Origin of the sequence: Agrococcus sediminis (genome assembly GCF_007923295.1) — a bacterium.
Taxonomy (GTDB): domain Bacteria; phylum Actinomycetota; class Actinomycetes; order Actinomycetales; family Microbacteriaceae; genus Agrococcus; species Agrococcus sediminis.
The window spans coordinates 20673-42609 of sequence record NZ_VOIR01000012.1 but is presented as its reverse complement, the minus strand read 5'-3'; the positions used below and the strand labels follow the sequence as shown (position 1 = coordinate 42609).

The following is a 21937-nucleotide window of genomic DNA, read 5'->3' as shown; positions in this document are numbered from 1 at the left end:
GCGCGAGCGGCGCGCACCGCATGGACGCCGTCTTCGACGCCGTGCTGTTCGACATGGACGGCGTCGTCACGGATACCGCCGACGTCCACGCGGCGGCGTGGAAGCGCCTCTTCGACGAGGTGCTGCAAGACCCGCGAGTGCGGGTCGGAGATCCGGGGCGCCGCTTCGATGCAGTGGCCGACTATCTGCGGTACGTCGATGGCCGCAGCCGCGAGGACGGCGTCGCCGCCTATCTGGGCGCGCGCGGCATCGCCCTGCCTGCTGGGAGCGTCGGCGACGCGTCCGATGCGTGGACGGTCGCAGGTCTCGCGGCACGGAAGGACGCGCTCTACATCGGCGAGCTCCGGAGCCGGGGGCTGCAGACGTACCCCGGCACGCTGGCGCTGCTGCAGCGCCTGCGAGACGCGGGCGTGCCCACCGGCCTGGTCACGGCCAGCCGCAATGCGCATGCGCTGCTGGAGGCCGCTGACCTGTCGGGCGCCTTCGACACCGTCGTCGACGGTGTGGCCGCGCTGACCGCCCGCCTGCCCGGGAAGCCGCACCCTGCGATGTTCTTGGAGGCCGCGACGCGATTGGGCGTCTCTCCGGGGCGGGCCGCGCTGGTCGAGGATTCCGTCGCCGGCGTGGAGGCGGGGCGACGGGGCGGCTTCGGGCTCGTCATCGGCATCGCGAGGTCGGGGCAGCGGGAGGAACTCGAAGCTGCCGGGGCCGATGTCGTGCTGCTCGATGTGGCGCAGCTCGACCTGGGCGCACGTGCTGGCGATCCCTGGTTGCTCGCCTATGAAGGCTTCGATCCGGCGCACGAAGGGCATCGAGAGGCGCTCACGGCGCTCGGCAACGGCCGTTTCGCGACGAGGGGAGTCCTCCCCGAGCACCGCGACGACGGCGTCCACTACCCGGGCACCTACCTCGCGGGCGTCTACAACCGCACGCTGAGCACCGTTCACGGGCGAGAGATGGCGGAGGAGCACCTCGTCAACGCCCCGAACTGGCTGCGGGTCGACGTGCGGTTCGGTGGGGGACGCTGGCTCTCGAGCGGCCGGCTCGTCTCCTCGGACCTGCGGGAGCTCGACTTGCGTCGTGCTGTCGCGGTGCGGCGGGCGACGCTCGTCGGGCCCGAGGGCGGGACCGCCGAGCTCGTGCAGCGCTGCTTCGTCTCCATGGACGATCCGCACGTGGCCGCATTGGAGACCACCCTCACGGCACGCGGCTGGAGCGGATCGCTCGAGCTCCGAGCCGGCATCGATGCGGATGTGCGCAACGCCAACGTGCGGGCATCCGTCGGCACCGACGTGACACACCTGTCTCCCGTGGCGTTCCGTGAGTTCGACGATGTGGTGCTTTGCGAGGTGCAGACCAGCCAGAGCCGGGTGGGGATCGCCGCCGCCGTGCGATGGCGCATGGACGGAGCCGATGGCGTGGAGGCGCTGCATGTGCCCTCAGGAGTCCGACGGCGCGTCAAGGAGTTCCGGCTGCAGCTGGCCGACGGCCGCGCCGTGACGTTCACCACGCTCGTCGCGATCTTCACCTCCCGCGATCGTGCGATCAGCGAGCCGGGCGAGGCCGCCCTCGGGCGCGTCCGCGAGCTCGGTGACGTCGCCGTGCTCCGCGAGCGCCACAGCGAGGCATGGCGGCGGCTGTGGGAGCTGTTCGAGGTGTCGGTCGATGCAGACCGCCAGAGCCAGCTCATCCTCAACCTCCAGGTCTTCCACATCCTGCAGACGCTCTCACCGCACACCGTCGAGCTGGACGCTGGAGTACCGGCGCGGGGGCTCCACGGGGAGGGGTATCGGGGACACGTGTTCTGGGATGAGGTGTTCGTCATGCCCGTCGTCGCCTTGCGGCTGCCCGACCTGAGCCGGGCGCTGCTGGACTATCGCTGGCGACGGCTCGGGGCCGCGCGCGCGGCGGCATCCCGAGCCGGGCTGGAAGGTGCGCTGTTCCCCTGGCAGAGCGGCAGCGACGGGCGCGAGGAGACTCCGACCGCGCTCTTCAACCCCCGGTCGGAGCGGTGGATGCCGGACAACTCCCGCAGGCAGCACCACGTCGGTCTCGCGATCGGGTACAACGCGTGGCTGCACTTCCAGGCGACCGGTGACCGGGAGTGGCTCGCGGATCGCGGCGCCGAGCTGATCATCGAGGTCGTGCGCCTGTTCGCCTCGCTCGCGCAGCACGATCCGCGCACCGATCGGTTCCACATCGACGGAGTGATGGGGCCCGACGAGTTCCACGACGGCCCTCCTGGCCGGCCGGGGGCGGGCCTTCGCGACAACGCGTACACCAACGTCCTCGTGTCCTGGCTCGCCGCTCGGGCCGCGCAGTCGTTCACGGTGCTGCACGGTCACCTCGGCGACTCCGTCCGAGCCCGCCTCGCCGTCACCGACGCCGAGGTCGAGCGATGGCGGCATCTGAGCAGGCGGCTCTCCCTCCGCTTCCACAGCGATGGCGTGCTCGCCCAGTTCGACGGCTATGAGCAGCTCGAGGAGCTGGACTGGGAGGGCTACCGCCGGCGCTACGGCAACATCGGCCGGCTCGACCTCATCCTCGAATCCGAGGACGACAGCACGAACCGCTACAAGCTCTCCAAGCAGCCCGATGTCGTCATGCTGGTTCATCTCCTCGGCTGCGAGACGGTCTGCCGCCAGCTGGCGTCGCTCGGCTACGCGTTCTGCCAAGGCGACCTGCTGCGGACCATGGACTACTACGTCGCACGGACGTCGCACGGCTCGACCCTCAGCCGCGTGGTGCATGCCTCGGTGCTCGCGGCCATCGACCCGGCAAGATCGTGGAGCGCGTTCCGGGAGGCGCTCGTCGCCGACCTGGACGACGCGCAGGGCGGCACGACCAGGGAGGGCGTGCACCTGGGCGCGATGGCCGGCACCGTCGACATCCCCGTCCGCGCGTTCGCAGGGCTGACGCTCGAGGACGATCTCCTCGCGCTCGACCCGAGGCTGCCCCCGCGCCTGTCGCGTCTCGAGTTCAGGATCCGCTTCCGGGGCCATCTGCTGGATGTCGCAGTCGGGCCCGATCGATACCGGGCAGGCTCGCGAGTTCTCGTACGGCGTCGGGCGCGACAGCTCAGACGCGGTGCAGCCGCAACCCGCGTGAGCGTCGGTCGCCGAACCTAGCCGGCGGGACGGATCACGTCGGCGCCGTTCGCATCGATGCGCACCAGGCCGCGGTCGTCGACGAGCAGCAGCGAGCCTCCCTCACCGACGGCGAGTGCCTGCAGCGCGCCGCTGAAGCGCTCGCCGCCCGTCCAGCGGCCGTCCTGCGCGCGCCAGAGCTGGCCGTCGATGCCCGCGCCGACGAGCGTGCCGTCGGCGCCGGCGGCGATCTGGAACAGCAGCGGCGCGTCGGGCACCGGAGCGAACGTCGCAGCACCGTCCACGCTGACCTGCAGGCCGTCCTCGGTCGCCGCGTAGAGCTCGTCGCCCGCGCCGACGGCGAGGTCAGCGGCTGCCAGCACTGCCCCGGCGGTCCAGGTGGTGCCGGCATCGCTGCTCGCCTGCACGCTGGGCGACGATGAGCCGATCCCGAAGAGGCTGCCGTCGGGGCCGCCGGTGAGCACGTGGAAGTCCTCGACCCCCGTCCGCGCGACGGGCTCCCACGTCGCCGCTCCGTCGACGCTGCGCACGATCCCCAGATTGGGAGCGCCGAGCTCGGGAGACGTCGCGGCTCCCGGATGCCCTGAGGCGAAGAGGGTGCCGCCGGCGACGGTGAAGCCCATGGCGTCGAAGTCCTCGCCTCCGAGCGGCCCCTCCGCCTCGCCGGCGGAGTCGACGCGGTAGACGCCTGCGTGGCTGGCGACGAGGATGTCGGGGTCGCCCGGGAGCACGCCGATGCCGTGGACGTGTGCGAACGGATCGTCGTGCAGCGGAGCTGCGGCTGCGTCCGGAGCGGGCTCCTGGGCGCACCCGGCGAGCATGAGCGCGAGCACAGGAATGGCGAGGAGCGCTCGCGAGCGGGGGGTCTTCATCGTCGGTGCCTCCAGGGGTGTCGAACCAGGGATCGGGTTGGTGCCGGCATGGGGAGGCCCGGGCCCGGGCGCGCAGCCGCAGGCCTCCCCGTGCCGGTCAAGGTCAGAGCTGCTCGAGCAGCTCCTGCATCGTCTCGATCTCCGAGGTCTGGTCCTCGATCACCTGCTCGGCCAGGGCGACCGCCTCCGCGTTCTGCCCCGTCTCCACCTCCACCTCGGCCATCTCCACTGCTCCTTCGTGGTGCACGACCATCTGCTCGAGGAACAGGCGGCTCGCCTCTGCACCCTCGGCATCCTCGAGCTGGCGCATGTCGTCATCGGTCATCATGCCGTCGCCGTGATCCATGCCGCCCATCGAGCTGTCCTCGTACTCGATGCCCCATGCCTCGAGCCAGCCCCGCATCGTCTCGATCTCGGGACCCTGTGCGTCCTTGATCTGCTGCGCTAGGTCCAGCACGCGCGGGTCGACGCCGTTCTTGTCCAGCACGACATCGGCCATCTCGACCGCCTGCTCGTGGTGAGGGATCATCATGGTGACGAACATCTCGTCTGCCGAGTTGAAGTCGGCGGATGCTTCTGCAGAGGTGCTGGCACCCGGGCTCTCGGAGGTGCCTGCGGCCGTTCCCCCCTGGGTCGAGCATCCAGCCAGGATCACAGCGGATGCGATGAGGCCGGAAGCGATGGTCATGGTGCGGAAGTGCTTCTTCATAGTCATTCTGTCCTTCGATCATTCGGATTGCAGATGGGTCTCGCGTCCCACAGGACGCGGCGGCGTACCGGACGCATCCGGCGCGGTGCTGGACGTATCAGGTCCGACTGATCGAGAGGAAGATCAATGAGGGAGGCCGTGGACGGGGAATCGCGCGCGGGTCATGCTCGAGCATCGCGCCGCCGCGCGTCAACGGGATGGTGAGGGCTCCGGTCCATCGGCGAGGGGTCACGACGAGCAGCCCCGCGAGGAGGGCGAGCACGCAGGACATCAGCACCGACGAGTGATCAGGCGACGGAGCGGCGCACTCGCACGGTTGCGCCTGCGCGTGCTCCGGGAGTGTCGGCGCTCCCGATGCCGCCAGCGGCAACGCATCGGAGACGGCCGGGCGGTGGCCGTCGGGGCCGCTGACCGTGTGCATCCCGAGCAGGCCGATGGTCAGGGCGGCGACGAGGAGGACCGCCACCGGGAGCCAGCGCAGGAGCAACCGTCTCGCGACGATGCCGCTAGCGCCCATGTCCGCCCCCTCTCCTCTTCGAGGATAGTCGGCGGGTCGGGGTGATCCCTGCGCACCAGTCCTGCGGCACCGTGGTGCCGCGATAGGCTCGGTGAGCCTGGCCTCTGTAGCTCAATGGAAGAGCATCTCCGTCCTAAGGAGCTGGTTGGGGGTTCGAGTCCCTCCAGGGGCACGCTGTGATGAGTCGCGACATAGGTCTCACCTGAGTCGCGACATGTGTCACGAAGAGAGAGCCCCTGGCCATCGGCCGGGGGCTCTTCTCGTGTTGCGCCAGTAGCTGCGTGCCGGGTCGATGGTGTTGGTGGCGAGGATCTCGCCTGTGTCGAGGTCGATGACGGTGGCGGTGGTGTCGTCGATGAGGGCGAGGATGCGTCGGCCTCGGTGGGCTGCGCCGATGGCGAGGTGGTGCATGCGGCCAGCTCGGCGGAGGCTTGTAGCTGGTGCGGAAGCGTTCGATCTTGCCTTGCGTCTGCGGGTGGCCGGGTTTGCCGTTCTTCTGCCGGACGCCCAGCAGCGGCAGCACGTACTCGAGGGCGTTGCGGCCGCCGCCGAGGCGGGCGGTGAAGACGCGACCGCCTGTCCTCGAGACACGGTGAGCGATGTCAGCCACACCGCCAGCGCCGGGTCCGCGCCTGCATCGGTGTACGGTGCTCGTCGATGACGCTAGTCCCGGCGCCGGCCGGGTGAAAGGGGCGACATGAGCAACTGGTACGTCATCACCGGCGGGCCGAGCTCGGGGAAGACCACGACGGTGAACCTGCTGCATGAGCGGGGCTACGCCACGACCGTCGAGCACGCCCGTCACTACATCGACCTCCAGCGGATCGAGGGCAGGAGCGTCGAGGAAGTGCGCGGGCGGTAGCGCGAGTTCCAGTGCGGTGTCTTCGCCATGCAGCTCGAGCAGGAGGCGAGCCTCGACCCCGATGAGACCGTCTTCCTCGACCGCGCCCTCCCTGACTCGCTGGCCTACCATCGATTCCTCGATCTGGAGCCCCACGCCCAACTGCTCGACGCGCTCCCACGGGTGTCGTATCGGAAGGTCTTCATCCTCGACCTGCTGCCGCTCGCCCCTGACTACGCTCGCATCGAGGATGCCGCAGCCCAGTCCCGGATCCATGCCCTGCTCACGGAGGTGTACCGCGAACTCCCGAGCCCGGTGGTGACCGTGCCCGTGCTCAGCCCGGCGGATCGCGTCGCGTTCATCCTCGATCGGCTCTAGCTGCGCATGCCCTCGCTCCGCACGCCGGTAGCATCGAGCGCGACGGGCCACGCATGCGCGGCCCCGTGCATCCGCCGCTCCGGCGAGCCCGGGACCGGGCCGCCCGAGCGGATCATCCAGGCAGTCCCACGACGAGAGCGAGCGCATGAGCATCACCGCTGCGGCCGAGCCGAGGCCCGCGAAGGCCACCGACGGGGCCGCGTGGGACGCGCAGGTGCTCGAGGGGCAGCCACGCGCCCACTACATGCAGTCGGATGCGTGGGCCCGCACCCGTGAGGAGAGCCCGTGGCGGGCGCTCCGCGACGTCGTGACCGTGCCGGTCGCCGGCGGCGAGCGGCCTCTCCCGATCCAGCTCTTCGAGCGCAGCGTGCCGCTTGCCGGCCGCATCCTCTTCCTGCCGCGCGTGGCCGGCATCGACGCCGCGGCCGTCGACGCGATCACCGCCCGGGCCAAGGCCTACCCCAAGCGCTGGTTCGGCCTGAAGATGGAGACGTTCCAGGCGGAGGACCCCGAGCTCATCGCCGCGTTCGAGCGCAACGGCTGGGTGCGAGCCGCCTCGAGCCAGTACCAGCACGCGGTCGCCGTCGACCTCACCGGCACGCTCGACGAGGTCGCCGCGCGCTTCAAGAAGCGCGCCCGCAACTCGTACCGCGCCGCCGAGAACAAGTTCGGCGTGACGGTCGAGAAGGTGGCGATGACGCCCGAGCACGAGGCCGAGATGCACCGGCTCATCGGCGAGACGAAGGAGCGCTCGGGCGGCTACTTCCGTCACCCCGAATACTTCCAGCGCATCTGGGACGTCTACAAGACCGTCGGCCAGGGCCACTTCTACGTCGCGCACTACCAGGGCGAGGTGCAGTCGATGGCGTTCGTCATGCGCTTCGGCGACACAGCCTGGTACAAGGACGCCGGCAGCATCCGCGAGAACGCGAAGATCTTCGCGCCCTACCTCATGCAGTGGAAGATCATGCAGGACCTGCACGCGCAGGGCGTCACGCTCTACGAGCTCGCGAACATCCCCGACCCGGCCGAGTGGGAGACGAGCGACATCCGCGGCCTCTACACCTTCAAGACCGCATGGGCGGCGGAGCCGGTCACGTACATGCCCACCTTCGAGCTGCCGCTCACCGGCCGCTACGCGCTGTGGCAGAAGGCGGGCCGCTGGCTGCGCGCCGTCTACACCCGCCGCACGGGCGACGCCTGGTTCTGAGCGGCGCGGCTCGTCCCGACGCCTGCGCTCGACTGCCCTGGCGCGTCCACGAGGACTCGCCAGGGCAGTCGAGTCCGGCTCAGCCGAGCGACGCGAGAAGGTCGGCGCAGGCCTGCTCGCACTTCCGGCAGGCCTCGGCGCACACCCGGCAGTGCTCGTGCATGTCGGCGTGGCGCTCGCACTCGTCCGCGCACGCCTTGCACGCGGCCTGACAGGCCTCCAGCACCGCGCGCGTGACCGCGGCGTCGGCACCGGTGCGACGCGAGAGGATGCGGCCGGTCGCCTCGCACACATCCGCGCAGTCGAGGTTGGTGCGGATGCACGTGGTCAGCTCGGCGACCATGTCCTCCGCCAGGCACGCGTCAGCGCACGCCGTGCAGGTCTGGGCGCACTCGAAGCATGCCTCGATGCATGCGGCGAGCTTGTCCCGATCGACGCCTCCGAGGTCCTTGGGATAGGTGTCGAGCATCGACATGACGTGATGGGTCATCGTTCTCTCTCCTTCTTCCAGTTCGGCTGCGACGGTCGCAGCCTGTCCGTCCGGTCCCGCGGCGCAGCTCGCGCCGCCGGCCCGTCCGACGTCAGTAGCGCTCGAGGATCTCCTCCATCTGCGCGATCTCCTCCTGCTGGGCCTCGACGATGTCGTCGCACAGCTGCACGATCTCCGGGTCGGTGATGTCCGACTCCTGGCACACGAGGATCGCCCGCGAGTGGTGCGGGATCATCGACTCGAGGAAGCCCTTGTCTCCGACGAACGCCTCGCTCCTGCCCATGAGGAGGGCGACGACGAACAGGGCAGCGAACCCGACGACCATGGCGATGTTCGCCTTCCTGCTGGGGAACATCGACCACATGCCGATCGTCATGACGATCCCCATCGCGGCGACCATGATGAGCGCCATGTAGAAGTTGCTGATGTTGAAGGTGAAGTGCCCGAGCTCGCGGATCATCGACATCGAGAGCACCCACATGAGCCCGAGACTGACGAGCAGGATCGCGCCGAACTTGAGGTACATCCGTGCTGGGCCATGCCCGGACTGCTCGTGTGCGTCGGTCTGTTCCGAGCGGGTCATGGCTGCTCCTCCCTGGTCGGGGTGTCGGATCGGGCAGCACCCAGCTGCCCGTCGCTGACGCAGGCCATGGAACCGGGTCCACCTTGGAGTGTCCTCCACGCGCCGTGGCACCAGGCGGTGTGGCACCCGCGCGGCTCCCGGCCGCGTGGCTATCGTGACGGTGTGCGTGAAGACGAGACCGAGATCCGGGGCGACGGGCCCGTCGACGAGGCGACGCACGAGACGGCGGGCGCCCGCGGCGCCGCCGTCGACCGCGCTGCGCTGAACGAGGCGGAGGCCGTGGCCGACGCCGCCGAGGACGCGATCCTCGACGCCCACGACGCCCCCGAGCCCGGCCCCGACCGCAGCCTCGCGCCCGAGCCGGCCGCCGCCGAGCCGGCGCCGCGCGTGCGCCGGCGCGAGGGGGAGTGGCAGGCGTGGGCGGATGCGCTCCGGCGCGTGGGCGGGCGGAGCCCGCTGACCGACTTCATCGACACGACCGCGACCCGCATCGAGCTCTCGACGACGCATCCGGGCGGCCTCGCCCAGTTCATCACCGGCCGGCCGACGGCGCTCTCGAGCCTCATCCGAGACGACCTCGCGCTCCGCGCCGCCCGCTCGGCGGCCGCGGCGATCGCGTCGAAGGGCATCGAGCTCGCGGCCGCCCGCTCGATCGACGCCGTGCACCTCGGCATCGGCATGGCGCGGTTCCCGCACGCCGACGCCGGCGGCGGCCGCGGCGAGGTGTACGGCCCGGTGCTGCTGCGCCCGCTCGTCGTGCGCCGCCGCGGGCGCGACTTCGAGCTGCAGCTGCTCGGCCGCCCCTTCGTCAACCCGCGCATCGCGAGCATCCTGCGCGGCCACCACGGCGTGCGGCTCGACGAGCGGCAGCTGATCGAGCTCGGCTCCGGCGAGGGCACCTTCACGCCCAACGCCGTGCTCGACGCGCTGCGCCAGGCGGCGGCGCACGTGCCCGGCTTCACCGTCGAGGCGCGACTGCTCGCCTCGACCTTCGCCGACGTCGGCGAGCCGATGGCCGCCGACCTGCAGCAGCAGCCGCACGACGTGCTCGACGCGGTGCGCGGCGACGAGCAGGCAGCGTGGCGCGTGCGCGAGGGCCGCGCGGGCGTCGACGAGACCCCGCAGGACAGCCGCGACCCCGAGGTCGACCGGCTCGTGCTCGACGCCGACGCCGAGCAGGACGCAGTGATCGCCGAGGCGGCCGCCGGCAACTCGCTCGTCGTCGAGGCGCTGCCCGGCACGGGCCTCACGCAGACGATCGTCAACGTGATCGCGGCGCTCGTGGGCGACGACCGCCGCGTGCTCGTCGTCAGCCCCCGCCGAGCGACGCTGCGCGACATCGGCGATCGGCTCGCGAGCACGAAGCTCGAGTCGCTCGCCGTCTCGGAGGCGACGCTGCGGCGCGACCTCATCGGCGCGATCCGCCGCATCGAGCAGTCCGAGCGCCCCGACACCGGCGAGATCGACGAGGCGATGCTGCGCCTGCGGAAGGTGCTGCTCGACTACCGTGCCGCGCTGCAGCGGGTCGACCCGAAGCTGCAGGTGTCGGTGCTCGACGCGCTCAAGGAGCTGTCGCGGCTCGCGATGCTGCCGACGCCGCCGTCGACGCGCGCGCGGCTGAGCGAGCAGGCGACGGTCGCGCTCGCGACCGACCGGCCGCGCGTGGCGGCGACGATGCGGAAGGCCGCGGCCCTCGGGCAGTTCCGCTACGGGCCGAGCGACACGCCCTGGTACGGGGCCTCCTTCGATTCCTCGGGCGACGCATCCGCCGCCCTCGCCGACTCGCAGGCGCTCGCCGGGTCGGCGACGACCGGGCCGGGCACCTCCGGCGGCGACCTCGAGGCGCTGCTCACCGAGGCGCGCCGCGTGATCGGCGACACGAAGCTGCGGCCCGCGGCGACCCTCGCCGAGCTCGGCATCCAGGTCGCGCTGCTCACCGACGTGCGGGCCACGCTCGACGTCATGACGCCGTCGCTCTACGACCGCCCGCTCGGCGAGCTCATCACCGCGACGGGCCCGCGCCGCGAGGCGATCCAGTCGCTCGGCGCGATGCAGCGCCGGCGGCTCAAGAAGCTCGCCGAGGAGTACATCCGCCCCGGCAGCCACGTGCCCGACCTGCACGACGTGCTCGTCGCCGCGCAGCAGCAGCGGCGGCTGTGGGCGAAGTTCGCGCCCGACGGCTCGATCCCGTCGGTGCCGGCGGGCCTCGCCGCGCTCGACGCGCGCCTGCGCGACGTCGTCGTGCGGCTCGACCGCCTCGACGCGGCCCTCAAGCCCGAGGTGCGCAGCGTCGACCTGCCGATCGAGGAGCTCGAGGCGCGCATCGCCGAGCTCGCGGCTCCGAGCGACGCGCTGCAGAACATCCAGGAGCGGGCCGAGCTGATGAGCTCGGTCGAGCGGCTCGGCCTCGACGCGCTGCTGACCGACTTCGCCGACCGGCACGTCGCCGACGACCAGGTCGAGCACGAGCTCGACCTCGCATGGTGGCAGTCGGCGCTGCAGTCGATGCTGGGCCGGGAGCGGGCGCTGCTGCGCGGCAACACCGACGTGCTGCGACGCCTCGAGCAGGACTTCGCGCTCGTCGACGAGGCGCACGTCGACGCGTCGAGCGCACGCCTCGCGCACCAGGTCGCGCAGGGATGGCGCCTCGCGGTCGACGACCACCCGGACGAGGCGGATGCGCTGCGTCGCCTCATCAAGGCCGGTCCCGTCGACGCCGACGAGCTGCAGCGCCTCGCGCCGCACCTGACGCGCTCGGTGGCGCCCGTGTGGCTCGCCTCGCCGTACGACCTGCACCGGGTGCCGAAGCGCCTCCCCTTCGACGCCGTGATCATCGCCGACGCCGGCGCCATCACGATCGCCGAGGCCGCCGGCGCCATCAGCCGCGCGCGGCAGGTGATCGCGCTCGGCGACTCGGCGACGCAGACGCCCGCGCCGTTCGACGTGGGCATCTCGACCCTCGGCATCCGCCCGAGCGAGGAGCTCGCGACGCCCGACGAGCTGCACGCCGAGTCGGCGCTGTCGCGGCTCGGGCAGGTGCTGCCGACGCTGCACCTGACGCGCTCGTACCGCACGGGCGGCGCCGACCTCGTCGCGGCCGTGAACGAGCGCTTCTACGAGGGCCGCATCGAGGCGCTGCCGTGGGCCGGCGCCTACCTCGGGCACGCCTCGCTCACCGCCTCGATCGTGCACGGCGCCCACGGGCTGCCCGAGCAGGGCGCGGCGACGGTCGAGAGCCCCGACGCCGAGGTCGACCGGGTCGTGCAGCTCGTCACGCAGCACGCGCGCTCGCGGCCGCAGGAATCGCTCATGGTGGTGACCGCCAACGAGAAGCACGAGGTGCGCATCCAGCAGGCGGTGATGGCGGCGCTCGCGTCGTCGAACCAGCTCACCGACTTCGTGGTCGCCGACCGCGAGGAGCCGTTCGTCATCGTCGACGTCACGCACGCGAGCGCGCTCAGCCGCGACCGGGTGATCTTCTCGGTCGGCTACGGCCGCACGAAGCACGGCCGCAACGTCGACTTCGGCACGCTGGGGCAGCCGGGCGGCGAGCGCCTGCTCGCCGTCGCGATGACCCGCGCCCGCAAGGCGCTGCAGATCGTCACGTCGTTCGACGCGGCCGAGCTCGACCCCGAGCGGCTCGCGCACGGCGCGGCGATGCTGCGCGAGATCCTGCTCGACATCGCGGCCGAGGATCGCGCCCCGACGTTCTTCGGCGGCGACCCGCTCATGGTGGACCTCGCGACGCGCCTGCGCCGCCGGGGCCTCCGCGCCGACGTCTCCTACGACGACCAGCTGCCGCTCGTGGTGGCGAACGGCGGCATCTGCGCCGCGATCGAGGCCGACCACGACGACGGCGACCGCACGCTCCGCGAGGCGCTGCGGCTGCGGCCCGAGGTGCTGCGCCGCTTCGGCTGGCACACGATGCGCGTGCACGCCTTCGAGCTCTTCACCGACCCCGAGGGCGTCGCCGACCGCATCGCCGAGCTCGTCGGGGCGGATGCGTCGTCGTGACGCACGAGGGCGGCCCGGCCGACGGCGGGGAGGCAGCGGATGCGGCGGCGCCGCAGCCCGCGCCGCTCGTCATCCGCCGGCGGGGCAAGCGCGTCTCGACCGAGCCGTCGCCCGGGTACACGGGCGAGCCGCCGGTCGAGCGGCAGGAGCGCGGGAGCGAGAACGACGAGCAGCTGCGTCGTGACGTCCCGCCCCACTGGGGCTGACGCATCCACCTGCACCCGCAGATGCAGGTGCAGGCGGATGCCAGGGCGGCCCGATGGGAGCCGTTGGCCCTACATCCGCTACGGGCCCGAGCTTCGCGGTAGCTGCGTCAGCCGCGCGGGGAGCCGGGCGCCGCGCCCGGCGCCTGCTGCGCGCGCAGCAGCTCGCGGATGTCCTGCAGCACGTCGACGTCGGTCTCGGCCGGCTCCTCGGGCGAGACGCCGCGGCGGCGGTCCTGGCGCTCCTTGAGCTTCGCCATCGGCAGCACGAGCACGAAGTAGACGACGGCGGCGATGACGAGGAAGTTGATGATGGCCGCGATGAGCAGGCCGATCTTGAAGATGCCGACCGTTGCTCCGGCGAGGTCGTCGGCGTTGAAGGCCTGCGCCAGCAGTGGATTGATGATCGCCTCGGTGAACGCGGCGACGATGGCCGTGAACGCCGTGCCGATGACGACGGCGACGGCGAGCTCGACGACGTTGCCTTGCATCAGGAACTTCTTGAAGCCCTCCATGGGGTCCTCCTCTGTGTGGGTGCGGGGAACCCGGCGCGGTCAGGTGGCCGTGCCGGCGCCGCCCGACGACGGGGTCGTCGATGCGGACGTCTTCGCCATACCGGGCTGGGGGGATCCGGAAGCGGGTGCGCTCTTCGCGCGCGAGTCGGTGCGGTAGAAGCCGGAGCCGTTGAAGGTGACCCCGATGGTGCCGAACTGCTTCCGCAGCGCGCCGCCGCAGACCTCGCAGACGGTCAGCGACGGCTCGTCGAAGCTCTGGCGCGCATCGAAGGCGTGGCCGCAGGCGGTGCAGGCGTAGGCGTAGACGGGCACGGTGCGCTCCTCAGGACGTGTGGTGGATGCCGGACTGCGTGACGACGCCGTCGACCGGCTGGTCGTAGGCCGCGTGCGGCACGGAGTCGAAGAGCTCCTCGTCGTGCACGACGGCATAGACCGGAGGACATTCTGCCATCGCGGCGATGGTCTTGTCGAAGAATCCGCGGCCGCCGCCGAGGCGCGAGCCGTCGCGGCCGACCGCCGTCGCGGGCACGAGCATGAGGTCGACCTCGTCGAGCGCGGTCGGCGGGAGCGCATCGGCGGTGGGCTCGGGCATGCCGAGCGTCGCCTCGACGGTCTCGGTGCCGTCGTGCTCGGCCCAGTCGAGCAGGCCGTCGGGGCGGATGACCGGCAGCAGCACGCGGATGCCCTGGGCGTCGGCCCAGCGGAGGAAGGCGCGCGTGTCGGGCTCCTCCGGGAGCGAGAGGTAGGCCGAGATCGTGCGGGCGCCGAGCGCGCGCGTGAGCGCCTGCAGGTTGGCAGCGAGGCCGTCGGCGCGCTCGGCGGCGAAGGCCGCGCCGCGCTCGGCTCGCTCGGTGCGCAGGCGTCGGCGCAGGGCGCTCTTGGCCTCCTCGACGTCGTGCTCCGGGTCGCTCACGCCCCGGAATCTAGCGCGTGCCGGTGAACGGGCTTCGCCTGGGTCCTGCCGCTCTCCTGAGCCGACGTTGCGGAACACTGTTTGATAAAGGTGTGACGCAAACCGTACTGTGAGGGCAGGAGCGACGGAGGGTGCGATGCGAGCGCTGGTCACGGGCATCACGGGGCAGGACGGCGGACACCTGGCCGAGCTGCTCCTCGCGCAGGGCTACGAGGTGTTCGGCCTCATCCGCGGGCAGCACAACCCGAAGCGCCACGCCGTCCGGGAGGAGTTCCCGGCCGTCACGCTGCTCGAGGGCGACCTCACCGACCCGACCTCGCTCATCCGCGCCGTCGAGATGGCGGCGCCCGACGAGCTCTACAACCTCGCCGCGATCAGCCACGTCGGCTACTCCTTCAAGAACCCGGCGCTCACCGCCGAGGTCACCGGCAAGGGCGTGCTCAACCTGCTCGAGGCGGTGCGGGTCACCGGCCGCGGCGGGCTGACGCGCTTCTACCAGGCGTCGACCTCCGAGATGTTCGGCGGCCTCGACTACAACCGCCCCGGCCGGGGCTACGCCGAGGACTCGCTGTTCCACCCGCGCAGCCCCTACGGCGTCGCGAAGCTCTACGGCCACTGGACGGCGAAGAACTACCGCGAGAGCTACGGCATGTTCGTCTCCTGCGGCATCCTCTTCAACCACGAGGGGGAGCGCCGCGGCGTCGAGTTCGTCACCCGCAAGATCACCGACGGGGTCGCGCGCATCGAGGCGGGCCTGCAGGACGCGATCGAGCTGGGCGACCTGTGGCCCAAGCGCGACTGGGGCTACGCCGGCGACTACGTGCGCGGCATGTGGCAGATGCTGCAGCACCCGACGCCCGAGGACTTCGTGCTCGCCACCGGCGTGACGCACTCGATCGAGGACTTCCTCGCGCGGGCGTTCGCCGAGATCGGCGTCGACGACTGGCGCCCCTACGTGCGGCAGAACCCCGAGTACATGCGGCCCGCGGAGGTCGACATCCTGCTCGGCGACCCCTCGAAGGCGGAGGCGCTGCTCGGCTGGCGCCGCGACGTCGACTTCCAGGGGCTCGTGCGGCGCATGGTCGCGCACGACCGCGAGCTCGTCAGCGGGCGCGTGCCTGCATGAGCCTCAGGATCGCGATCACCGGCGCCGACGGCTTCGTCGGCCGGCACGTCGCACGGCTCGCCGCCGAGCGCGGCCACCGCGTGGTGGGGGTGCTGCGCTCCGAGCGGCGCGAGCCGCCGCCCGACCTCGACGAGGCGGTCGTCGCCGACCTCGCGCACGCGGCTTCCGCGCTCCCGCCCGTCGACGTCGTGCTGCACCTCGCGGGCCTCGCCGCCGTGGGGCCGTCGTTCGCGCAGCCGCAGCGCTACCTCGAGCAGAACTCCGCGATGGTGACGCACCTCGCGGAGTCGCTGCTGCAGGCCGACGAGCGGCCGCGGCTCATCGGCGCGAGCAGCGGCGCCGTCTACGCGCCGGGGGAGGGCCCGCTCGACGAGCGGGCGCCGACCGCGTGCGCGTCGCCCTACGTCGTCAGCAAGCTGCTCGTCGAGCTGCAGCTCGACTACTACCGGGGCCGCGGACTCGAGACGATCGCCGTGCGGCCCTTCAACCACCTGGGGCCGGGCCAGGGCGAAGGGTTCCTGCTGCCCGACCTCGCCGCGGGGCTCCGGCGCCTGCGGCCGGGGGAGGCGCTGCCCGTCGGCGACCTCACCACCCGGCGGGACTACACCGACGTGCGCGACGTCGCCGCCGCCTACCTCGCCCTGTGCGAGGCGCCCGTGCTCGAGCATCCGCTCTACAACGTCGCCTCGGGCATCGCACGATCGGGCGAGGAGGTGCTGGCCGCGCTCTGCGCGGCGCTCGGCGTGCCGATGCCGCCGCGGGTGCGGATCGCGGGCGAGCGTCGCCCGGTCGACGCCCAGGAGGTGGTCGGCGACGCGGGGCGCCTGCGCGACGAGCTCGGCTGGCGGCCGCGGATCGGCCTCGCCGAGACGGTGCGCGACTTCGCGGCCCAGGGGATGCGCGCGGCGACGCTCTAGGCTCGACAGCGTGTTCGACAGCGCGCCCCGACTCTCGCACGGCGCCGTCACCGTGCGAGGCATCCGCATGCGCGACGCGAAGACCCTCGAGGGCGAGCTGCTCGCCAACCGGCCCTGGCTCGAGCGCTGGGAGGCGACGCTGCCGGGCACGCGCCCGAGCGGCCGCTTCGACACCCGCTCGTCGATCCGGTCGCTGCTCGAGAGCGACCGCGACGGCAGCGGCCTCGCCTTCGCGATCGAGGTCGACGGCGAGTTCGCCGGCCAGCTGAACGTCGCCAACATCTCCGGCGGCGCCCTCGCCTCCTCGACGCTCGGCTACTGGATCGCGCGACGCTTCGCGGGCCGCGGCGCCACGACCACGGCGGTCGCGCTCGTCACCGATCACCTCATGCTCGGCATGGGCCTCCACCGCGTCGAGATCTGCATCCGGCCCGAGAACGTCGCGAGCCTGCGCGTGGTCGAGAAGCTCGGCTTCCGCTACGAGGGCTGCCGCCGCCGCTACATCCACATCGACGGCGACTGGCGCGACCACCTGTGCTTCGCGCTCGTGCGCGAGGAGCTCGCCGAGCCGCTCCTGCAGCGCTTCGAGGCCGGTCGGGTGCCGCCGTTCGACCGCTCGGTCTACCCCGTGCCGGTCGGCGGCGACCCGCGCGCGGGAAGTTCGCCGCGCGCCTGATCGAACCGCCGCGCGCCCTCCCATGATCGGGTGCGCCGCGCCACTACCGTGCAGGGCATGCCAGAGTTCGCAGGTCTCGGGACGACCCTCATCCTCATCGTCGCCGTCGTGCTCTGGGTCGTCTACCTCGTGCCCGTGTGGACGCGGAAGCGCGAGTACCTGGCGACCGAGCGCAACGCCATCCGGCTGCAGCAGACGCTCCGCATCATGGCCGAGTCGGCCGAGTCGCCGGAGGAGGTGCGGCTCGAGGCCGACGCGCGCACCATCGCCGTGCAGCAGCGCGCGGTCGCGAAGGAGGCCCGCCTCAAGCAGGCGATGGAGCACGCGAAGGCCGTCGCCCGCGCCCGCGAGCTCGACGAGCAGATCAAGGCGGTGGAGCGCGAGGTGCGCGCCGCCGTGAAGTCGTCGGTGTCGCGCGCGCAGCGGCTGCGCCGCACGCGCCTGGCGTGCTTCGCGCTCGTGCTCGTCGCGGTCGCCGCGATGGTCGTGGGCGCCGCGGTGCCGGGCATGCAGGTGCTGCTCGCGGTCGGCGGCGCGGTCGCCGTGCTCGGTGCTGCCGGGCTCGTCGCGGTGAACGCGTCGTCGGCGCGGATGCGCCGGGTCGCCGAGGCCACGGCGCCGCACGTGCGCACGCTCGTCGAGGCACGGCAGGTCGCGGCCGAGGCGGTCGCGTCCGAGGCGCGCATGGCCGAGCAGGTCGTGGCGCGCCAGGCGTCGCGCACGGGCGAGGCGCCGCGCGTCGCGGCCGCCGCGCCGGCGGCTGCGCTCCGCACCGACGAGGTGCTCGCCTCGCGCGCCTGGTCGCCGCAGCCGCTGCCCGAGCCGCGGACGCGGGTGCAGTACCAGGCGCCGTCGCCGAGCGACGACCTGCTGCGCCGGGCGCGCCAGCAACTGGCCGAGGACCGCAAGGCCATCTCCGGCCCGCTCGCGCGCGTCACGCGGCTCGAGCCGAGCTTCGAGGAGATCGTCACGGGCGAGCTCGCCCAGGTGCCGACCGAGACCGAGCGACGCATGGCGCCGACCGCGCCCGCGGTGCCGATCCGCGAGGTGCAGCTCGACGCCGCGATCGGCGCGGCCGAGTCGCTCGACGTCGTGCGGTCGGATGCGCCGCTCGAGACGCAGGAGGACGAGCACGCGATCCGTCGCGAGGCTCCGGCGCGCCGCCCGGCGCCCGCAGGCGGCTCCCGATTCGCCGCCATGGGGCTCGTCGACGACGACCTCGACGGGCTCGACGTGCACGCCGCGTTCGCGCGTCGCGTCGTCTGAGCCCGAGCGGCCGCCCCGATTTCGCCGCTGGGGCGGGTGTCGGGTACTCTGAACCGGTCCGGGCCCGTGGCGCAGTTGGTAGCGCGTCTCGTTCGCAATGAGAAGGTCGGGGGTTCGATTCCCCCCGGGTCCACCACACCGAGAGCCCCGCCGCGAGGCGGGGCTCTCGTCGTCTCCGGCGCATCCGTCAGACCCAGCGCCGCTCCTCCGCCATGCGCGGCCTGCCGCGGGGCCGCGGCACGAGCGTCGTGGCGATGACGAGCCCCGCCAGCACGAACAGGGCGGCGGTGAGCGACCCGGTGCCGGGCGGCTCGTCCCACGACTGCGGCACCTGGTTGAGCAGCACGTACTCGACCATGGGGTTCGCCGCGAGCGCGGCGAGCGCCAGCACGACGACCACCGCGGCGGTCACGGCGCCCCATCCGCGCGAGATCGCACGGATCGCGGCGAGGCCGGCGGCGGCGAGCGCGACCGGCCACAGCAGCAGCCCGATCCACGCGGTGTTCGGGCCGCTCGCGACCTGCGCGCACGCCGGTGAGGTGACGGGATCGAGCGGCATCACCGCGGCGGCGCAGGGCCGCCACACCGTAGCGATCACCGCACCCAGCGCCAGCCCGACGACGACCGCCACGATGCCGAGTGCGAGCTGCAGGGCTCGAGGCACAGCGTAACCATAACAGTGTTCTACTAATCCCCTCAATCGGCGCGCCGCGGGCGTATCGTGCGAAGGTGGCGCACCTGCTCGTGACTGCGATGCCGTTCGCCGGACACGTCCGGCCGATGACGGCAGTCGCCGCTGCGCTGCTCGCGCGGGGGCACCGGGTGACCGCCTACACCGGCGACCGCCACGTCGAGGCGTTCGACCGGCTCGGCTGCGAGACGCTCGTCTGGCGCGACGCGCTCGACTTCGACGAGCATCGCCTCGCCGAGGCGTTCCCCGGCGTCGCGCCCCCGGGGCCTCTCGGCACCCTCGCCAACCTCGGCGAGCTCTTCATCGGCACCGCGCCCGGCCAGGTGGGCGACATCCGCGCCGCGCACGAGCGCACGCCCTTCGACGCGCTGGTCGGCGACGTGATGGCCGTCGGCACCGGCCTCGCGGCCGAGGTGCTCGGGCTGCCGTGGGCGAGCGTGTCGCTCATGCCGCTCACCATGCGCAGCCGCGACCTGCCGCCGCCGGGCCTCGCGATGCAGCCCGCGCGCACGTGGCTCGGCCGCGCGCGCGACCGCATGCTGCGCGCCGTCGTGCGCAACGCATCCGGCCCCCTCGACCGCTCGCTGCGCGCCGCCCGCGCCGAGCTCGGGCTCGGGCCGGGGCGCCCGTTCGACGAGGCGCTCTACTCGCCGAAGCTGGTGCTCGCGACGGGCTCGCCGTCGCTCGAGTACGACCCCGGTGACCTGCCGGCCTCGGTGCGCTTCGTGGGCTGGCTCGAGCCGAGGACGGGGCCGCTCGCGCCGCCGCCGCTGTGGGCCGAGACGCTCGCCGACGAGCCGCGCCAGGTCGTGTTCGTCACGCAGGGCACCGTCGACACCGACCCGAGCGCCCTGCTGCTGCCCACGATCGAGGCGCTCGCGCACGTGCCGGTGCGCGTCATCGGCACGACCGCCGGGCATTCCATCGAGCGCGAGGTGCCGGCGAACGCGCGGCTGGTCGACTTCGTGCCCTACTCGGCGGTCGTGCCGCACACCGACGTCGGGGTGACGAACGGGGGCTGGGGCGGCGTGCTCGAGATGCTCGCGTGCGGCGTGCCGCTCGTGGTCGCGGGCGGCTCGGCCGACAAGCCCGAGGTCGCCGCGCGGGTCGCGTGGTCGGGCGCGGGCATCGACCTGCGCACCGGGCGTCCGCGGCCGCCGCGCGTGCTCGCGGCGGTGCGCAAGGTGCTGCGGGAGCCGCGCTACCGCACGCGAGCCCGTCAGATCGCCGACGAGCTCTCGGCGCTCGGCGGGGCGTCGCGCGCTGCTGAGCTCGTCGAGTGCCTGCTCGTGCCGACGCCCCCATGCGACTGAGCACCGGGCGACGGAGCACCGGCGCGCTGCGGGCCGCCGCTCAGGCGCGCGCGAGAGGATCGTCGCCACGATCGGGACGGGGTGGGCATGGACGACGACGCGCGACCGGAGCAGGGACCGGCGGGGGAGGTGCGCCGCGACCGCTACGTGGGCGGGCGCGACCTCACGCACTGGACGACGCGCATCGGTCGCGCGGTGGCGCGGCTCGTCGAGCAGCTCGGGCGCAGGCTCGGCCCGCACGCGGCGCTGCTGCTGACGCTCGCGATCGGCCTCGCGCTCGCGGCCGGGCTCGCCGCGGGCGGTGCCGAGGTGTACGAGGCGGTCACCGACGAGGACGGTCTCGCCAACCTCGACATGCCCATCACGGCGTGGTTCGCCGACTGGCGGCCCGGGTGGTTCGGGCCGGCGGTGACGGCCTACACGGATGTCGCGGGCGTCATCGGCATGCCGGTGCTGGCGATCGCGGTGATGCTCCTCCTCGCGATCCGCCGCCGCTCGTGGACGCCCGTCATCCTCATGCTGTCGGCGGGCCTCGGCTCGCTGCTGATGACGATCGTCGCGAAGGGCTTCATCGGCCGCTCGCGGCCGCAGCTCGAGCTCGCGGTGCCGCCGTACGAGCACTCCGCCTCGTTCCCGAGCGGGCACACGCTCAACGCGACCGTGATCGCCGGCATCGTCGCGTACCTCATCGTGCTGCGGCTCGAGCGCCGCTGGCAGCGGGTGCTCACGATCGCGGTCGCCGCGGTCTTCGCGATCACGATCGGGCTGAGCCGCGTGGTGCTCGGCCACCACTGGCTCACCGACGTGGTCGCGGCGTGGGCGCTCGGGGCGGCGTGGCTCGTGCTCGTGATCACGGCGCACCGCCTCTACCTGACCGTCAGGCGCGCCTCCGTCGAGCCCGACGGCGAGGCCGTGCCCGCGCCGTAGGGCGGGCCCGGCCTCGCGCGGCGGCGCCGCTCAGGCCTGCTGCTGCGGCACCACCGTCAGCACCCGGCGCACGAAGTCGTCGTACGCCTGCATGTAGGTGCTGAGGAAATCCTTCGTCGACGCGACGGTGACCTCGTCGTCGTCGTCGACGAGGCCGTCGGGGTACTGCACGTACGCCTCGATCTCGTTCATCATCGGGGCGTTGCAGAACGACAGGATCGTCTTCAGGTGCTGCTGGCCGACGGCCGTGCCGATGCCGCCGGGCGAGGCGCCGATGACGCCGACGGGCTTGCGCGTGAGGGCGTTCTCGCCGTACGGGCGCGACGCCCAGTCGATGGCGTTCTTGAGGGCGCCGGGGATCGAGCGGTTGTACTCGGGCGTGACGATGAGGATGCCGTCGGCGGCGAGGATGGCCTCCTTGAAGGCGGTCGCCTCGGGCGGGTACGCGTCGTCGCGATCGCGGTCGTAGAGGGCGAGCTGGTCGATCTCGATGAAGGAGCACTCGAGGTCGGCGGGCGCGAGCTTCATGAGCGCGCGGGCGAGGCGGCGGTTGATCGACGAGGCGGCGATGCTGCCGCAGATGACGCCGATCGTGTACGGGGGCTCGTGGCTGTAGGTCTCAGGCATGGCTCCACCCTGCACCCGTTCCCTGGATGCGTCGAGGGGGAG

At 72.6% G+C, this 21937-nt stretch carries 21 protein-coding genes, 2 tRNA genes and 2 pseudogenes; 13 read left to right on the top strand and 12 right to left on the bottom strand.

The features are described 5' to 3' along the window. Positions 1-20 precede the first annotated feature (20 nt). The gene (locus tag FQ330_RS03825) at positions 21-3128 is read left to right on the top strand and encodes an HAD-IA family hydrolase (protein WP_146355415.1); all 3108 of its coding nucleotides are present in this window, start codon (positions 21-23) and stop codon (positions 3126-3128) included. Here FQ330_RS03825 and FQ330_RS03820 read toward each other — a convergent pair. The 3 genes from FQ330_RS03820 to FQ330_RS03810 all read right to left on the bottom strand — a co-directional run bounded on the left by FQ330_RS03820 (position 3125) and on the right by FQ330_RS03810 (position 5205). After that, on the bottom strand, positions 3125-3979 hold the full coding sequence (locus FQ330_RS03820; RefSeq protein WP_128188576.1) for a WD40/YVTN/BNR-like repeat-containing protein: 855 nt from the start codon (positions 3977-3979) through the stop codon (positions 3125-3127). The genes FQ330_RS03825 and FQ330_RS03820 overlap by 4 nt on opposite strands. A 103-nt stretch (positions 3980-4082) precedes the next feature. Next, positions 4083-4688: a DUF305 domain-containing protein gene (locus tag FQ330_RS03815; RefSeq protein WP_128188577.1), complete on the bottom strand. Its 606-nt coding sequence runs from the start codon at positions 4686-4688 to the stop codon at positions 4083-4085. A 97-nt stretch (positions 4689-4785) separates the two neighbouring features. After that, positions 4786-5205, bottom strand: coding sequence for a DUF6153 family protein (locus FQ330_RS03810; RefSeq protein ID WP_128188578.1), 420 nt, complete (start codon positions 5203-5205; stop codon positions 4786-4788). A 100-nt stretch (positions 5206-5305) separates the two neighbouring features. Between FQ330_RS03810 and FQ330_RS03805 the strand changes: the two genes are divergently transcribed. Continuing rightward, positions 5306-5377, top strand: a tRNA-Arg gene (locus FQ330_RS03805). Between the two features lie 47 nt (positions 5378-5424). On the opposite strand, the gene FQ330_RS03800 is transcribed toward FQ330_RS03805, so the two are convergent. After that, positions 5425-5616, bottom strand: coding sequence for a hypothetical protein (locus FQ330_RS03800; protein WP_128188579.1), 192 nt, complete (start codon positions 5614-5616; stop codon positions 5425-5427). Between the two features lie 19 nt (positions 5617-5635). Then, positions 5636-5833, bottom strand: a pseudogene (locus FQ330_RS13715) (hypothetical protein); the annotation flags it as partial. Positions 5834-5902: 69 nt separating this feature from the next. Between FQ330_RS13715 and FQ330_RS03790 the strand changes: the two are divergent. Then, a pseudogene (locus FQ330_RS03790) lies at positions 5903-6424 on the top strand (AAA family ATPase). 145 nt (positions 6425-6569) lie between these two features. Beyond that, the gene (locus FQ330_RS03785) at positions 6570-7634 is read left to right on the top strand and encodes a lipid II:glycine glycyltransferase FemX (RefSeq protein WP_146355413.1); all 1065 of its coding nucleotides are present in this window, start codon (positions 6570-6572) and stop codon (positions 7632-7634) included. Positions 7635-7713: 79 nt separating this feature from the next. On the opposite strand, the gene FQ330_RS03780 is transcribed toward FQ330_RS03785, so the two are convergent. Next, entirely contained in the window at positions 7714-8124 is a 411-nt protein-coding gene (locus FQ330_RS03780; protein WP_128188582.1) for a four-helix bundle copper-binding protein, read from the bottom strand. 91 nt (positions 8125-8215) lie between these two features. Further along, complete coding sequence (locus FQ330_RS03775; RefSeq protein WP_225792680.1) at positions 8216-8707, bottom strand: DUF305 domain-containing protein; 492 nt, start codon at positions 8705-8707, stop codon at positions 8216-8218. A 162-nt stretch (positions 8708-8869) separates the two neighbouring features. Here FQ330_RS03775 and FQ330_RS13220 point away from each other — a divergent pair, with 162 nt between their 5' ends. Further along, on the top strand, positions 8870-12721 hold the full coding sequence (locus FQ330_RS13220; protein WP_192575837.1) for an AAA family ATPase: 3852 nt from the start codon (positions 8870-8872) through the stop codon (positions 12719-12721). Beyond that, the gene (locus FQ330_RS03765; RefSeq protein ID WP_128188584.1) at positions 12718-12927 is read left to right on the top strand and encodes a hypothetical protein; all 210 of its coding nucleotides are present in this window, start codon (positions 12718-12720) and stop codon (positions 12925-12927) included. The genes FQ330_RS13220 and FQ330_RS03765 overlap by 4 nt, the downstream gene beginning before the upstream one ends. 107 nt (positions 12928-13034) lie before the next feature. On the opposite strand, the gene mscL is transcribed toward FQ330_RS03765, so the two are convergent. The 3 genes from mscL to FQ330_RS03750 are packed head-to-tail and all read right to left on the bottom strand — an operon-like array spanning position 13035 to position 14352. Next, the gene (gene mscL, locus FQ330_RS03760) at positions 13035-13439 is read right to left on the bottom strand and encodes a large conductance mechanosensitive channel protein MscL (RefSeq protein ID WP_146355411.1); all 405 of its coding nucleotides are present in this window, start codon (positions 13437-13439) and stop codon (positions 13035-13037) included. A gap of 39 nt (positions 13440-13478) precedes the next feature. Beyond that, entirely contained in the window at positions 13479-13751 is a 273-nt protein-coding gene (locus tag FQ330_RS03755) for an FmdB family zinc ribbon protein (RefSeq protein ID WP_128188586.1), read from the bottom strand. 10 nt (positions 13752-13761) lie between these two features. Next, on the bottom strand, positions 13762-14352 hold the full coding sequence (locus FQ330_RS03750) for a 5-formyltetrahydrofolate cyclo-ligase (protein WP_225792679.1): 591 nt from the start codon (positions 14350-14352) through the stop codon (positions 13762-13764). Positions 14353-14488: 136 nt separating this feature from the next. On the opposite strand from FQ330_RS03750, the gene FQ330_RS03745 reads away from it, so the two are divergent. From FQ330_RS03745 to FQ330_RS03725, 5 genes are all read left to right on the top strand, one after another. Next, the gene (locus FQ330_RS03745; protein ID WP_146355407.1) at positions 14489-15478 is read left to right on the top strand and encodes a GDP-mannose 4,6-dehydratase; all 990 of its coding nucleotides are present in this window, start codon (positions 14489-14491) and stop codon (positions 15476-15478) included. Further along, positions 15475-16395, top strand: coding sequence for an NAD-dependent epimerase/dehydratase family protein (locus FQ330_RS03740; RefSeq protein ID WP_146355404.1), 921 nt, complete (start codon positions 15475-15477; stop codon positions 16393-16395). Before FQ330_RS03745 ends, FQ330_RS03740 begins: the two co-directional genes overlap by 4 nt. A gap of 10 nt (positions 16396-16405) precedes the next feature. Beyond that, the gene (locus tag FQ330_RS03735; RefSeq protein WP_128188590.1) at positions 16406-17071 is read left to right on the top strand and encodes a GNAT family N-acetyltransferase; all 666 of its coding nucleotides are present in this window, start codon (positions 16406-16408) and stop codon (positions 17069-17071) included. Positions 17072-17128: 57 nt separating this feature from the next. Continuing rightward, the gene (locus FQ330_RS03730; protein WP_146355402.1) at positions 17129-18337 is read left to right on the top strand and encodes a hypothetical protein; all 1209 of its coding nucleotides are present in this window, start codon (positions 17129-17131) and stop codon (positions 18335-18337) included. A gap of 60 nt (positions 18338-18397) precedes the next feature. Then, positions 18398-18473, top strand: a tRNA-Ala gene (locus FQ330_RS03725). A gap of 51 nt (positions 18474-18524) precedes the next feature. Here FQ330_RS03725 and FQ330_RS03720 read toward each other — a convergent pair. Continuing rightward, a complete protein-coding gene (locus tag FQ330_RS03720) occupies positions 18525-19001 on the bottom strand; it encodes a hypothetical protein (protein WP_146355400.1) in 477 nt (158 codons plus the stop codon). 65 nt (positions 19002-19066) lie between these two features. On the opposite strand from FQ330_RS03720, the gene FQ330_RS03715 reads away from it, so the two are divergent. Both FQ330_RS03715 and FQ330_RS03710 read left to right on the top strand, forming a co-directional pair. Then, on the top strand, positions 19067-20341 hold the full coding sequence (locus FQ330_RS03715) for a glycosyltransferase (RefSeq protein WP_146355398.1): 1275 nt from the start codon (positions 19067-19069) through the stop codon (positions 20339-20341). Between the two features lie 87 nt (positions 20342-20428). Continuing rightward, positions 20429-21268, top strand: a complete 840-nt coding sequence (locus FQ330_RS03710; RefSeq protein WP_146355396.1) for a phosphatase PAP2 family protein — start codon at positions 20429-20431, stop codon at positions 21266-21268. Between the two features lie 30 nt (positions 21269-21298). Here the strand turns inward: FQ330_RS03710 and FQ330_RS03705 are convergent, their stop codons facing one another. Continuing rightward, on the bottom strand, positions 21299-21895 hold the full coding sequence (locus tag FQ330_RS03705) for an NADPH-dependent FMN reductase (RefSeq protein ID WP_146355394.1): 597 nt from the start codon (positions 21893-21895) through the stop codon (positions 21299-21301). Positions 21896-21937 lie beyond the last annotated feature (42 nt).